Origin of the sequence: Oscillibacter sp. CAG:155 (genome assembly GCA_000436875.1) — a bacterium.
In the GTDB taxonomy this organism is placed as follows: domain Bacteria; phylum Bacillota; class Clostridia; order Oscillospirales; family Oscillospiraceae; genus Oscillibacter.
Genome location: FR890955.1, coordinates 1 through 12,822, shown reverse-complemented (window position 1 = coordinate 12,822; position 12,822 = coordinate 1). Strand labels below are relative to the sequence as shown.

The following is a 12,822-nucleotide window of genomic DNA, read 5'->3' as shown; positions in this document are numbered from 1 at the left end:
GCCGCAGCAGCATGGGGCTGTACGTTTCCACCAAGCGGTGGATCGTCTCATCGGTACCAGATGAACACAAACGACCTCACTCCCTTCTCCTATCACACGAATCAGAGCATACAAATTTTTCAGCCGGAGAAAAATTTCCAGATTCTGCGCAAAAAGGGCCCGCCGGAGGGCGGACCCATAGGTTGGTTTTTCATCTCAAGCAATCTTTCATTTTCCGGAAGAAGGTTTGGACATTCTCTAAATCCCGGGCGTCCGGGCAGCTCTTGGCAATACCGCCCGCCAGCTTGAAGGGGCTGAAGGTGTCATACCCCTTACAGCCGGATGGTCTGGCGGTTAGTCCCATCGATGAGGTCTGCCTCTCCTGCTCCGGCCATAGCCTACTGGGCTTTCAGGGTGTTGCCATGACGGCGGGAGTAACAGCGGATGGCACTTCTCATTCCCTCTCGTCTCTCTGCAAAGTCCAGCCGAAGTCGTTATGGTAGATCATCTGACGGGTCATGCCGCCGTCAATGCAGATATTCTCCCCCGTGATGAAACCCGCCTTATCGGAGCAGAGATAGAGCACCATATTGGCGATGTCCAGGGGATTGCCCACCCGTCCGGCGGGCTGCTGGTAGGCATCGGGGCCCTTGTAGACGGTGTAGTCAGTGTCGATCCAGCCAGGAGAGATGGAGTTCACCCGTACCCGGCCAGCCAGGCTCACTGCCAGAGCGTGGGTCAAAGCAGAGATTCCGCCTTTGGCCGCCGTGTAGCTCTCCGTCTGGGGCTGGCTCATCCGGTCCCGGGAGGAGGAGATGTTTACGATGGCCGCCCCAGGGGCGAAGTGCAGGGCGAACAGCTTGGTGAGATAAAAAGGTGCGGTGACCCCCACCCGCAAGGCGTAATTGAACTCCTCATAGGTACACTCGTCGATGCCCTTCATCAGGGTCAGGGCATTATTGATGAGATAGTCCACATGGCCGTAGTCGGTAATCACCTTGCGGGCAAAGTCCTCCAGAACAGTCTGGTCAGCCAGATCACCCACATAGTAATCGTTGGGAAGTAAATCGATGATGCACACCTTTGCCCCAGCTTTTCGGAACTCTTCCGTGATGGCCTTGCCGATGCCCTTGGCGCCGCCGGTGACCACCGCAATTTTGTTTTCAAACATGGTGTTTCCTCCTCAGTCTGCATCCTCGTCCAGGGTCTCCACCAGAAAGCTCACTGGCCGGAAACCATCGTTGCAGGAGAGCATGGCAGATCTGGGGTTTTTCATCCAGCCATCGTAGAAGTTCTCCCCACCGTGGCTCAAGGCCAGCACAAAGGGCGAAAGCGTGTCCCAGGCACTCTGGCAAAAGCCCTCCGGTTTGGCCCAGCCGTTGGCGATGAAGACTTTCCCCACCTCCATGTCGCAGGCGTGGGAGATCGGATTCTCATATTGGGCCATCAGGTCCTCATACCGGGTGATGCGCACAACGGTGATCTTACACTTTTTCATATGATCATGCCCTCACAGTGGTCGATTTCGTGCTGGATGATCTGGGCCGTCCATCCTGTGAAAGTTTTGAAACGCTCCTGGAACTTCTCATTCTGCCAACGCACCTTGATAGACTTCCACCGCTTGGCCGGGCGAATCCCAGTAAGGGAAAGGCAGCCCTCTTCCGCGTCATAGGGCCCGGACTTCTTGACGATTTCCGGGTTGAACATGACCATGTAGGTACCCTCGTTGTCGAAGGCAATGATCCGCTTGTTGACGCTGATCATGTTGGCAGCCATGCCTACACAGCCGTCCTTGTGGTGCTCCAATGTCTCCAGCAGGTCGGCGGCAATCTGGATGTCATCGGGTGTGGCAGGCTCCGCTTTCTGGGCCAAAAACGCCTCGTCCTTGCAGATGTCTCGAATCATGGTTGTTTCTCCTTATATTCCTGAATGACTGTTGCAATCGTCTCCGCCGCAATGCGGGAACCCACTTCATTGGGGTGGACGCCATCGTCGGCGTACAGATCTTGGGTATCAGACAGCTCATAAAACCGTTGGCCCACGTCGGCAATGAGGGCGTGATTCTCCTGAGCAGCCTGGTGGTAGGCATCAAACAGTTTGCGGGCCATCTCATCGTAATTCCAGCCTTTGGCCGTCAGCTTTGCCCCGCCTTTCCGGTAAGCCCAGGTGGCGTAGAGAACCGGGACGGCACTGTGTTCCCGAATTTGCTTGCAAAGCTGCCCCACACTGGAAAAGAATCGCTTGGGAGATGTGATGGGCCCGTGGCTCATTTCCTGGAGCACCACATAATCCCAGTGCGCATTGGACAGTGCCGCCTGGGTCCGGGCTCCCAGTTTGGTACCTGGGTTCAGCTGTTCCGACAGCCGTGCCCCGCCCCGGGTGTGGTGGACCACTTCCGCACCGGTCAGCTCAGCCAATGTCTGGGGCATATTGTTGGCGAACGTAAAGCTGTTGCCCAGCATCAAGATCCGCATCATAAGCCCCCCTATTTGCCCCATCCCAGCACCGCTTGGAGCGCGGCCTCTGTGGCCGCCGGAAAGTTTTTCCGCACCTGCTGATAAACCAGTTCCTTGGAATGAGCCGGCTCCGTGGAATAGGCGGAGGAGATATGTTCATAGCCCCACAAGGTCTCCGGGGTCGCATAGACGGAGATGGGCCAACCATAGGGCTGCCCCTTTTTGTTCAGGCGCTGCCGAAAGTCCCGGATGAGCAGGTAGCCTCCCATCTGGAGGTCGGTGACCGTCCCCTCGAAGTTCTTTTGTCCCTTCTTACCGAACCCGGCCAGGCACTTGAGCTCGAAGGAGTACAGCTCGCCCTTGACGGTGAATTGATCCATGATGCGTTTCTGGCGTATGCTAGCCAGTTCCTCATCCCAGCGACTGTCAAAATCATAGCCATCCCGCCGCCAGTTGGCGAAGTGGGGAAACCACGCTTTGGAGATGAACCCCGCTTTTTTGCCAAAGAACTTGCCATAGGCCACCCGTCCGCTGCGGGCAATGAGCTGCCGCCACTCCCAAGGGTCCTGCTCCAGGTCACCGCTCCACCAATAAAGGGCAGAGGTGTGCTCCTCAGCAGAAAAGCCATCGATCTCATTTTTGAAAAGAGGCAGAAACCCAATCTCGTCGACCCAGTGGATCAGTTCCTGCCAGCTGCGGATGCGGTATGGGTTATCCCAATCCAAACCCCGCATGATCCACTCGCCGTTCTCAATGGCCATGGCCAGCACCTCCCTTTCCAACTTGTTACAGGCATTATAACACAGCAATGGGGAAAATGCCATGATGACCAGTTTAGCAGGAGCAACGCCAAACGAATGGAAACAGGGAAAGAGCCGGGAACCATGTGCTTCTGACTCCTTTTGATATTGTGGAATTCTATTCTTCATGTGAAATTGATAAATTCAAACATAAGGCGTATCTTTTATTGTTATGTCATCTGGATTTCGGATTAACGCTTAATACATCAATTTTCTATACAAAACATTTAGATCCATCTGATTATCCCTCCCGCGGGCTAAAATGCCCATAATTTGCATTGCCATATCAAAGAAATCCCCCTCCGAAATTGTTAATTTCAGAGGGGGTGGCTGGAGGGGGAGACTTGAACCCCCGGCTTTCTGTTCCCAAAGAGGTTTTCGGCATTTTTATTGGCATTTATAGTGGATTATAGTCATTTTCGTTTCAAATCAGTTGCTTTTTAGTGTTCTTACTCCCGCTGTTTCCATGTGTTTCAGCGCTGTCTGTGGCCTTACATGTGGTCAGCAGGAGCGCTTTGGCTAGGTCTCAGAGCATGGGGTAGCACACCGTTGGGGGAGCGCTGTACCATTTTGAGTTTCAGAAATTATACCTTTGCTTCAGAATGTGTACAAGTTTTTTCTAAAAAATACGCATATCAATTCTTACATCGCTATACAAAGAACAGACTCTCTGAAACATTTCCATTGGGAAACCATCGGCGTGCAGTAGGTCCTCCCGATAGAACCAGTGGTAGCCGCCGAAGATCTCGTCGGCGCACTCGCCGGTCAGGGCCACCCTGTTGTGCCACTCCAACAGGCCACAGAAATAGAGCAGGGATGCGTTCACATCGGTCATCCCCGGAAGGTCCTTCATCCGCACCGCGTCCGCCAGCAGATGGGCAGAGCGACTTCGTCGCACCCCAGATAGGTATGGTGCGGGGATAGAGAGAGCACCTAGTCCACAAAGGGGCGATCCCGGATGAGCAAACAGGGCCTTGGGCTCTGAGCCGAACGCAAGGGTACTCCCCTCCACCGCGTAAAACAGCAGCTTGTTCCCCAGCCGGTCCCGGCAGAGGAACAGCGCGTCCCGCCGCCCGTCCCAGACGGCAAAGATCCCGTTGAGCTTCTTGGCCATCTCCATACCGTACTCCATGTATCCGCAGAGGATCACCTCGGTATCACAGGTGGTCTCAAAGTGATACCCGCAGCGGAGCAAGTCCTATTTCAGCTCCTTCGCGTTGTAATTCTCCCCGTTGCAGACGATCCCGAACTCCCATCCCCCCTGACGGCGCACCATGGGCTGGACGCCGCCGGCCTGATCCCGGATGGAAAGCCGGGTGTAGGCGAGCCCAACATTGTGCCGCAAATATTCCCCGGTCTGATCGTGCCCCCGGTGTGCGATGACGGTTCGCATGCCTGTGGGAACCTGTGTCCGCGCTTCCGTACTTTCCAGAAAATCCACGTTGAATTCACAAAATCCGGCAATTCCTCACATAAATATACCCCACAACAAAAAACGCAGGGTGCCCTCCGCTGTGGGGAGCACCCTTGCTTCTCCTTGCCAATCTATTCTCCGGCCGCCGGTTTGATCCTCCGCCTCTGCCGTCCGGATGCGTGCGGGGCAGCATTGGAACAAAGTACCGATGAAACTGCCCCGCCCCAGGCCGGGACCAGGGGAGCTGTCCGGTTGCGGGAGCACCTCCGGTCCGGTTTGTTCGTCTAATTCTGTTGAAATTATTCTTTTGCCGTGGTAGACTCTAGCAGAAGTGAGTCTATAGACAGCAGGGGAACAAAAATCGACTTGCTTTCGTGCCGCTGTATTCAAATGATAACGCGTGAAAGAGGAATGAAAGAAATTGATCAATTTGGGAAAGAAAAAAATCGGAATCACTTCTTTTGGCCTGCATGTTCTTGCTATGGCGTTCATGCTGTTAGACCATTTATGGGCAACCATTTTGACGGGCCAACATTGGATGACAAATGTTGGAAGATTGGCTTTCCCGATCTTTGCTTTTATGATCGCGGAAGGATATTTCCGTACCCGAAACATTAAAAAATATATGGGCAGGTTGCTTGCTTTTGCTTTAATCTCTGAAATCCCATTTAACCTTATGTCAGGGGGAGGATGGTTATATCCGTATCATCAAAATGTATTATGGACGTTCCTGATCGCGATCATATGCATGATTGGCATTGATAAAATAAAGATAAGCAGCAGGAATATCGCGGTAAAAATTATATTGATCATTTTGATCGTCTTTTTGGGATGGATCATAGGAACGATCACCTTTGTTGACTATTATGGCTTTGGAGTCCTGACGGTTCTGACCTTCTATGCTTTCCGTCAAAAAAAATGGTGGAATTATTTAGCCCAAGTACTCATTTTGTACTATATCAATGTGGAATTCTTAGGAGGATATTATTTTGAAGTAAATATATTGGGAGTTACATTGGAAGTTGTTCAGCAAGGCCTTGCCCTGTTATCTTTACCGATTATTTGGCTGTACAATGGAGAACTGGGATATCATAAAAAATGGTGGCAATATTTTTGCTATTCATTTTATCCCCTGCACATGATGGTGCTGTATCTTATTTTTATCTTTATGCTTCATTTTGTGCTTTAACCATGAAAAGATCATGTTTTCTGCGTGAAGGAGAAGTATTCGTCAGAATCATCGCCTATTACTGTCTCGGAGATAATTGCCTTCAAACGCTTACGCCGCCTAAATATTAAAAGGGGGTCGGCTCCCGAACCAGGAACTGAACCCCTTTCCGTGTGGTCCGAGGCGATGTGTGGTAGGTTCTGTGGTCAGAAATACTCCCCAGCCCATACCGGGATAAGGTAGAATAAGGGGCCTGTAGACAAAGAGGAAAGATGGGCTGAGAAATCATATTCTCAGCCCATCTTTCCCGCTTTCTCATTGGATGGTGGAAATTAAGTCTGCGGCAGTAACGCAGGATTACGCTGGAAATCCTGCTGTCATAATTATGACTTTAATGATGTTAAGGGCAAATATGTAACACAGATGTTCTTCGCGTATTGCAGTATTATAGGATTACTCGTGAAGATGTTAAGCAGGCTATGAAAGAAAAAGGAAACATTAGCTAAAGAACACCAGGAGACTCCGTTTAATGGAACAATGTCTGCTTAAGTGGATCCTAATCGGGAGGAATACAAGTCCCCCCAAGCATATCAGTTTTTAACATGCTATATACAAAGAAATAGGCACTAAAAAGTATATTCAACGAAGACCTTTGAGACAGGATTCCAAGAGATAAGGGAAGAAGCGGACTGTAAACAAGTTTTAATGCTCCGAAAATTCAATTATAACGAGAGAAATAAAAACCTTTATTGCCGTTTTTGGAAATTTTACGCACCTTTATACCTGTTTCAGAAGGTTTTTCACCGCTGTTTGCGATGGCCGATTTTAATAAAAATATACAACTATTTTCCAACCTTTGAGAGCGTTATCCGTGCTTTGAAATCTTATTGGTCATCTTTTTGCAATTGTTCGTTTCTGATGCTGGAAACGACTCAAAGAGGTTCTCGGTATTTTTTATGGTTGTTTATAGCAATTTATAGTCATTTCCGCTCCAAAGCAATTACTTTTTAGCGCTCATGTTTCCACTGTTTCCGTGTACTCCGACGCTGTCTGTGGTCTTACATGTGGTCAGCAGAAAAGTTTCGACCCTCCCCCGATGCCCGTGTCCATAGTCTAACGAGAGGGATTGCTTCATGCTCAGTTCGACAGATTATTCCTCTCCCTGCAAGGGCATACAAGTTATTTTCAAAATAGATAGGTTCGTTCTTAACACGCTCTAAATAAAAATAGCCCCTGTGAAATCCGGTGATTTCACAGGGGTTATTCTTATAAAAGCAAATGGATTGGGCCGGCAGGTCAGCTGTCTTTCTTGTCACAGAATGGTTGATTCAGTATAATGGAAATGAATCACGCTGGCATTTTCTTGGTCTTTACGCCGTGATTATGATCGTTCCGCATACTGCTTCTCTAGGAGGTATCCCAATGAAATTCATTCATCTCTCTGACCTGCATTTGGGCAAGCGGGTCAATGAGTTTTCCATGCTGGAGGATCAACAATACATCCTCACAGAGATCCTCCGTATCGTGGATGCAGAGAAACCGGACGGAGTTCTGATTGCCGGAGATGTCTATGACAAGTCGGTGCCCTCCGCTGAGGCAGTGGCCCTGTTGGATGATTTTCTGGTGCGCCTGTCCAAACAGAGCCTGCGGGTATTCCTCATCAGCGGCAATCACGATTCTCCGGAGCGCATGGCCTTTGGCGGACGGCTGATGGAGCGCAGCGGCGTCTATCTGGCGCCGGTCTATGACGGCAAAGTTGCTCCCATTACGCTTACCGACGAATATGGTCCGGTAAAGGTTTATCTTTTGCCATTTGTGAAGCCGGCCCATGTGCGCCGGTGCTTCCCCGAACAGGAGATTTCCACCTATACGGATGCCCTGCATGCGGCCATTGAGGCGATGAATGTGGATGCGGCAGAGAGAAATGTATTGGTCACCCACCAGTTTGTCACCGGCGCCGCCCGCTGCGACTCAGAAGAATTATCCGTCGGCGGGACAGACAATGTGGACGCAACTGTATTTGATCCCTTCGACTATGTGGCTTTGGGCCATATCCACGGCCCCCAGCAGGTAGGCCGGGCCACAGTGCGCTACTGTGGTACGCCTCTGAAATATTCCTTCTCAGAGGCCGGTCATCAGAAGTCCGTGACTGTGGTGGAACTGGGGCCGAAAGGTTCGGTGTCTGTCCGCACCGTGCCCCTGATCCCCCAGAGAGACCTGGTGGAGCTGCGGGGAACCTACGAGGAGTTGACCTTCCGCGGTTTCTATGAAGGGACAAGCTACCGGGCGGACTATGTCCACATCACCCTCACGGACGAGGAGGACATTCCGGATGCCGTTCGGAAGCTGCAGATCATCTATCCCTACCTGATGAAGCTGGACTATGACAACAAACGAACCCGGGCAGGAATCCACCCGGACGGTGTGGAAGACTTAGAGCGTAAATCGCCTCTGGAATTACTGGAGGAATTTTATGAGCAGCAGAACGGACAACCCATGGACGAGGAGCAGCGTGCTTTCGCCCAGACATTGATGGAGCGCATTTGGGAGGAGGGTGAGTAATGAGGCCACTGAAATTGACCGTATCCGCCTTTGGTCCATACGCGGGGGCGGTAATCATGGATCTGGAACAACTGGGCGAGCAGGGGCTTTACCTGATCACCGGAGACACCGGTGCAGGTAAGACCACGATCTTCGACGCCATTACCTATGCTCTCTATGGGGAGCCCAGCGGAGATGACCGGGATCCATCCATGTTCCGCTCCAAATATGCCCAGCCGGAGACACCCACACAGGTAGAATTGGTCTTCTCTTACGGCGGGAAAACCTACACCGTCCGCCGGAATCCGGAGTATGAGCGTCCTTCCAAAAAGGGCGGCGGTACGACAATCCAGAAAGCAGACGCGGAGCTGTGCCTTCCGGGCGGCCGTCTGGTGACCAAAGCCCGGGAGGTCACCCGGGAGATTACCGAAATCATCGGCCTCAACCGCAGTCAGTTTTCTCAGATTGCCATGATCGCACAGGGCGATTTCCGCAAACTGCTGCAGGCGGATACCAAAAGCCGTCAGGAGATCTTCCGGGAAATTTTCAAAACCCGTTACTACATGGTGTTTCAGGAGAACGTAAAGGGCCAGGCCATGGGGCTTCAGCGGGACTGCGAGTCTGCCCGTGCCAGCGTGCAGCAGTACATCGGCGGCGTAGTCTGCCAGGAAAATGATCCGTTGCAGCCCAAAGTGTTGAAGGCCCAATCAGGTGATCTGCCATTTCAGGAAACAGTTGAGCTGATTCAACGGCTGATCGATCAGGATCAGAAAGAGGAAACATCCTGTCAGGAGATTTTGGACCAGCTGGATGAATCGCTGAAAGAATCCTCCGCCCTGTTGGGAAAGGCGCAGGAGGCCCAAAAGGTCAGAGAAAAGCTGGAACAGGCCCGTAAGGAACGGGAAGAACTGGCGTCTCAGGCAGCGGCAGCGCAGAAAGCTCTGGAGGCAGAGCAAGCAAAGGTACCTCAACAGGAGTCTCTGGGGAAAGAGCTAGCCGCTTTGGAGGCGGAATTGCCCCGATATCAGGAGCTGTCCCAACAGGAGATGGTTCTGACTGCCTTAGTAGCAAGCATCGGGGCACTGGAGCAAACATGCAGCCAGCAGGCAGAGGAGCGAGCTGCAAAAGAAGGCTTGCTGGGAGAATGGAAACAGGAACTGACCGGGCTTGCCTTGGTGGATACAGAGCAGGAACGCCTGCTGCGGGAGCGAGATCAGGTCGAAAGCCATCAAGCCGCGCTGACCGCTTTGAAAACCCAGATTGAGCAATGGCAGGTATGCCTTCAGGAGATCGGTACAGCGCAGCATCAGTATGAGGAACTGATCCAAAAGCAGGCTGAATTGGCCGCCCGGCTTGCAGAGGAAAAGGAAGCGCTGCGGGCCAACCAGAATAGCTTCCAGGCCTCAGCCGGGCTTTCTGAAGAAAAGCTGGAACTCCTCCATCACCAGGATCAGGTACAGAAGAGACAACATGCTCTTTCTGACCTGCTAGGTGGACTGGATGAATACAGCAAAGCGGAACTCTCGCTGCAGGCAGCCCAGGCAGATTACGAACAGGCCAGAGAGCGGTCTGAGCAGTTGGAGGAACGATACCGACGGAAGAATCGTGCCTTTTTAGACGAACAGGCCGGCTTGTTTGCGCAGTCGCTGACGGATGGCCAGCCCTGTCCGGTGTGCGGCTCTCTCCATCATCCTACTCCCGCCCAGCTGTCCGGTGATGCCCCTACCGAGGCGGAACTGGAGGAGGCCAAGACCGCATGGGAAACAGCACAGCAGAGAATGCAGGATACCAGCATGGCCGCCGGAACGCAGAAAGCCGTTCTGGAAGGCCGGAAAAACCAATTGATCCAGGACATGACAGATTATATCGATTCGCCGGTTTTGAGCGCAGCCCATGAACAGCTGGTGGCCTGTCAGGCGGATGGGGCGGAAGAACTTGCCCGGCTGCGCCAGGCGCTGTTGGAGAAGGAAGCCCAACTCACCCATCGTACAGAACTGGAGCAGGAAATCGCCCGCCAAGCAGATTCCCTGACAGAGTTGGAAGCGCAAGCAGCGGAAATGACAGAGAGCATCAAGCGGGTTGAAGTCTCTCTGGGTACGCTGGGCGGACAGCGAGCCCAGCTGGAGGACAACCTTCATGGGGAACTATCCGCCCATTTACAGACCTGCTCTCTGGAAGACGCTTCGGCGGTGATTACCCAGGCTTTGTCTGAGGCGGCGGAGAAAATCGCACAGATGGCGAAGCTGGAGCAGGAATTGGGGAACAGACTGCAAAAAAAGCAGGAACTGAACCAGAAGATCCCTCTGGCAGAGCAGGAACTGCGGGTATTGGAGGACTCCGCCAAGAAACAAAGCGAAGACCTGGCAGGTGCCAGAAGCCGGCAGGAGGAACTGTCCGGACAGATTCAAACCCTGCATGACCGGCTGTCTTTCCCGGATCAGGATCGTGCTCGGCAGAAAATTTCTGCATTGCAGGAGGAACTTGGGACACTTGCTGATGCGTTGGAGCAAGCCCGCAAAACAGCCGAAGATCGGCAGAAGGAGCTGGCCGCTGCCGATGCTGCAATCAGAGAACAGGAAGATTTCCTGAAGAACGCACAGGCGGTGGACATGGAGGCATTGCAGCAGCAAAGCCAGGAACTGACCCGCCAGCGTGCAGAGGCAAACAATACCCAGAAAACCATCCACGCCCGCCTGGTTACCAACCAAACCGCATTAAAAAACATCTGTGAGAAAGTGATAGATCTGGAAAAGCTGGAAAAGCGGCAGCAATGGCTGCAAGCGCTTTCGGATACTGTAAACGGACGGCTTCGCGATCGAGAAAAAATCGCCCTGGAGACCTATATCCAGATGACCTTCTTTGACCGCATCCTCCAGCGGGCCAATCTCCGGCTGCTGGTCATGTCCGGAGGACAGTACGAGCTCAAACGCCGGAGAGAGGCAGACAATAACCGCAGTCAGAGCGGCCTGGAACTGGATGTAATTGACCACTACAATGGATCAGAACGCAGTGTAAAATCCCTTTCCGGTGGGGAATCCTTCAAAGCGTCCCTTTCCCTGGCCCTGGGTCTTTCTGATGAAGTGCAGTCTGCCGCGGGAGGCATTCGGCTGGACACCATGTTTGTAGATGAGGGATTCGGCTCCCTGGATGAGGAGTCCCTTGCCCAAGCCATCCGCGCCCTCACAGGTCTTACGGAAGGCAAACGCCTGGTAGGCATTATCTCCCATGTGACGGAGCTGAAAGAAAAAATAGATAAGCAAATCATTGTGACCAAGGAGAAAACCGGCGGCAGCCGGGTAGAGATTGTAGTGTAATGGCCTGTATATTGCAAAACGTTTTTTGCAAAATGGTTGCTCCTGGCGGAGATATTGTTTTTATCCTTTGATGTGTGGCATTGGTACCTTTGGATGTGGTAAATGATACCGTTTTCTTCCCTGCTTTTGGTACTCCCTCTCCCCCTGTTTCACGGCAAAAGATCGCCCCGTTTTCAGGGATTAAACCGTCCAAAGCTTGCGTCGCTATATCAAAGAATAGGGTCCTCTAAATTATTTCAATTTGGAAGGGACAATCATCCAGGCAAACCTATCCAATTTTTCCCGTTTCGCAATGAGTGGCATTTTCAATGCGGAAATGAGATTTCCTTTTTCCGTATGATATTTCTTCCGGGTAATGATCCCCCCGGATCTTTACGCCTTGACATCTTTTCATTCTGGTGCTCATTGCAGTACGATCCTTTTCAGAAATTTCCCCTGCAGTCTCATCCAGAGAATCATTTGTCGGCCATATTCTGAATCTTTTCATAGTTCGTGGAGATTCCTTCTTCAGAACAATCAAAGTCCGCTCCAGACAAAGATTAAATACTAAAAAGTATCTTCAGGGAGAATCTTTGGTGTAAAACGCCAAGAAATACACGAGGAAATGGACAGTAAGCAGTTTTGAATGCTCAGGAAATTCAACTATAAGGAAAGAAATAAAGGCTTTTATTCTCTCTTCAGAAAATTTCAAGCACTTTTGCGCCTGTTTCAGCAGTTTTTTCAGCATTGTTTATGATGGCCAATTTTTATAAAAACTCATAACTATTTCCCGCCCTTTGCGAAGGTTATTCGCGCTTTGAAAGATTATTGGTCATTTTTTTGCAATTATTCGTTTCGAATACCATAAACCTCCCAAAGAGGTTTTCAGCATTTTTTATAGTCGTTTATAGTAGTTTATAGTCATTTCTGTTCCAGATCAGTTACTTTCTAGCACTCTTGTCCCCTCTGTTTCCAGGTGTTCCAGCGCTGACTGTGGTCTTACATGTGGTCAGCGGAATAGTTTCGGCCAGAATCCGTGACCCACGGTGATACTCTAGGCGGCACAGTTTACCTCAAAGTTTGAAAAATGGTACCTCTGTCTTGAAAAACATACAAGACTTTCTTGAGAGAAAACGGATCAATTTTTGCATCGCTATATCAAAGAATAAGG

The 12,822-nt window shown here is 51.3% G+C and carries 10 protein-coding genes and 1 pseudogene; 4 read left to right on the top strand and 7 right to left on the bottom strand.

All coding sequences use genetic code 11. The annotated features are described in order from the left end of the window. A partial coding sequence (locus tag QZL67_RS10085; RefSeq protein ID WP_292920277.1) for a hypothetical protein occupies positions 1-288 on the top strand: 288 nt, incomplete at its 5' end. Between the two features lie 145 nt (positions 289-433). Here the strand turns inward: QZL67_RS10085 and QZL67_RS10080 are convergent. From QZL67_RS10080 to QZL67_RS10050, 7 genes and pseudogenes are all read right to left on the bottom strand, one after another. After that, positions 434-1,150, bottom strand: a complete 717-nt coding sequence (locus QZL67_RS10080) for an SDR family oxidoreductase (RefSeq protein ID WP_022290595.1) — start codon at positions 1,148-1,150, stop codon at positions 434-436. Between the two features lie 12 nt (positions 1,151-1,162). Continuing rightward, the gene (locus QZL67_RS10075; RefSeq protein WP_022290594.1) at positions 1,163-1,477 is read right to left on the bottom strand and encodes a TIGR04076 family protein; all 315 of its coding nucleotides are present in this window, start codon (positions 1,475-1,477) and stop codon (positions 1,163-1,165) included. Next, positions 1,474-1,884, bottom strand: a complete 411-nt coding sequence (locus QZL67_RS10070) for a peptide deformylase (RefSeq protein ID WP_022290593.1) — start codon at positions 1,882-1,884, stop codon at positions 1,474-1,476. The genes QZL67_RS10075 and QZL67_RS10070 overlap by 4 nt, the downstream gene beginning before the upstream one ends. Continuing rightward, the gene (locus tag QZL67_RS10065; RefSeq protein WP_022290592.1) at positions 1,881-2,453 is read right to left on the bottom strand and encodes an SGNH/GDSL hydrolase family protein; all 573 of its coding nucleotides are present in this window, start codon (positions 2,451-2,453) and stop codon (positions 1,881-1,883) included. The genes QZL67_RS10070 and QZL67_RS10065 overlap by 4 nt, the downstream gene beginning before the upstream one ends. An 11-nt stretch (positions 2,454-2,464) precedes the next feature. After that, the gene (locus QZL67_RS10060; RefSeq protein ID WP_022290591.1) at positions 2,465-3,196 is read right to left on the bottom strand and encodes a hypothetical protein; all 732 of its coding nucleotides are present in this window, start codon (positions 3,194-3,196) and stop codon (positions 2,465-2,467) included. 658 nt (positions 3,197-3,854) lie between these two features. Continuing rightward, the gene (locus QZL67_RS10055) at positions 3,855-4,133 is read right to left on the bottom strand and encodes an asparagine synthase-related protein (protein WP_292920309.1); all 279 of its coding nucleotides are present in this window, start codon (positions 4,131-4,133) and stop codon (positions 3,855-3,857) included. Positions 4,134-4,211: 78 nt separating this feature from the next. Next, a pseudogene (locus QZL67_RS10050) lies at positions 4,212-4,628 on the bottom strand (asparagine synthetase B); the annotation flags it as partial. A 442-nt stretch (positions 4,629-5,070) separates the two neighbouring features. On the opposite strand from QZL67_RS10050, the gene QZL67_RS10045 reads away from it, so the two are divergent. The 3 genes from QZL67_RS10045 to QZL67_RS10035 all read left to right on the top strand — a co-directional run bounded on the left by QZL67_RS10045 (position 5,071) and on the right by QZL67_RS10035 (position 11,672). Further along, a complete protein-coding gene (locus tag QZL67_RS10045; protein ID WP_022290588.1) occupies positions 5,071-5,838 on the top strand; it encodes a TraX family protein in 768 nt (255 codons plus the stop codon). 1,401 nt (positions 5,839-7,239) lie between these two features. Further along, the gene (locus tag QZL67_RS10040; RefSeq protein WP_022290587.1) at positions 7,240-8,379 is read left to right on the top strand and encodes an exonuclease SbcCD subunit D; all 1,140 of its coding nucleotides are present in this window, start codon (positions 7,240-7,242) and stop codon (positions 8,377-8,379) included. After that, entirely contained in the window at positions 8,379-11,672 is a 3,294-nt protein-coding gene (locus QZL67_RS10035; RefSeq protein WP_022290586.1) for an AAA family ATPase, read from the top strand. Before QZL67_RS10040 ends, QZL67_RS10035 begins: the two co-directional genes overlap by 1 nt. Positions 11,673-12,822: the final 1,150 nt, after the last annotated feature.

Coding starts and splice junctions, on each gene's coding strand:
- QZL67_RS10070 (WP_022290593.1), bottom strand. CDS start 1,884: ATGATTCGAGACATCTGCAAGGACGAGGCGTTTTTGGCCCAGAAAGCG.
- QZL67_RS10035 (WP_022290586.1), top strand. CDS start 8,379: ATGAGGCCACTGAAATTGACCGTATCCGCCTTTGGTCCATACGCGGGG.
- QZL67_RS10080 (WP_022290595.1), bottom strand. CDS start 1,150: ATGTTTGAAAACAAAATTGCGGTGGTCACCGGCGGCGCCAAGGGCATC.
- QZL67_RS10060 (WP_022290591.1), bottom strand. CDS start 3,196: ATGGCCATTGAGAACGGCGAGTGGATCATGCGGGGTTTGGATTGGGAT.
- QZL67_RS10075 (WP_022290594.1), bottom strand. CDS start 1,477: ATGAAAAAGTGTAAGATCACCGTTGTGCGCATCACCCGGTATGAGGAC.
- QZL67_RS10040 (WP_022290587.1), top strand. CDS start 7,240: ATGAAATTCATTCATCTCTCTGACCTGCATTTGGGCAAGCGGGTCAAT.
- QZL67_RS10065 (WP_022290592.1), bottom strand. CDS start 2,453: ATGCGGATCTTGATGCTGGGCAACAGCTTTACGTTCGCCAACAATATG.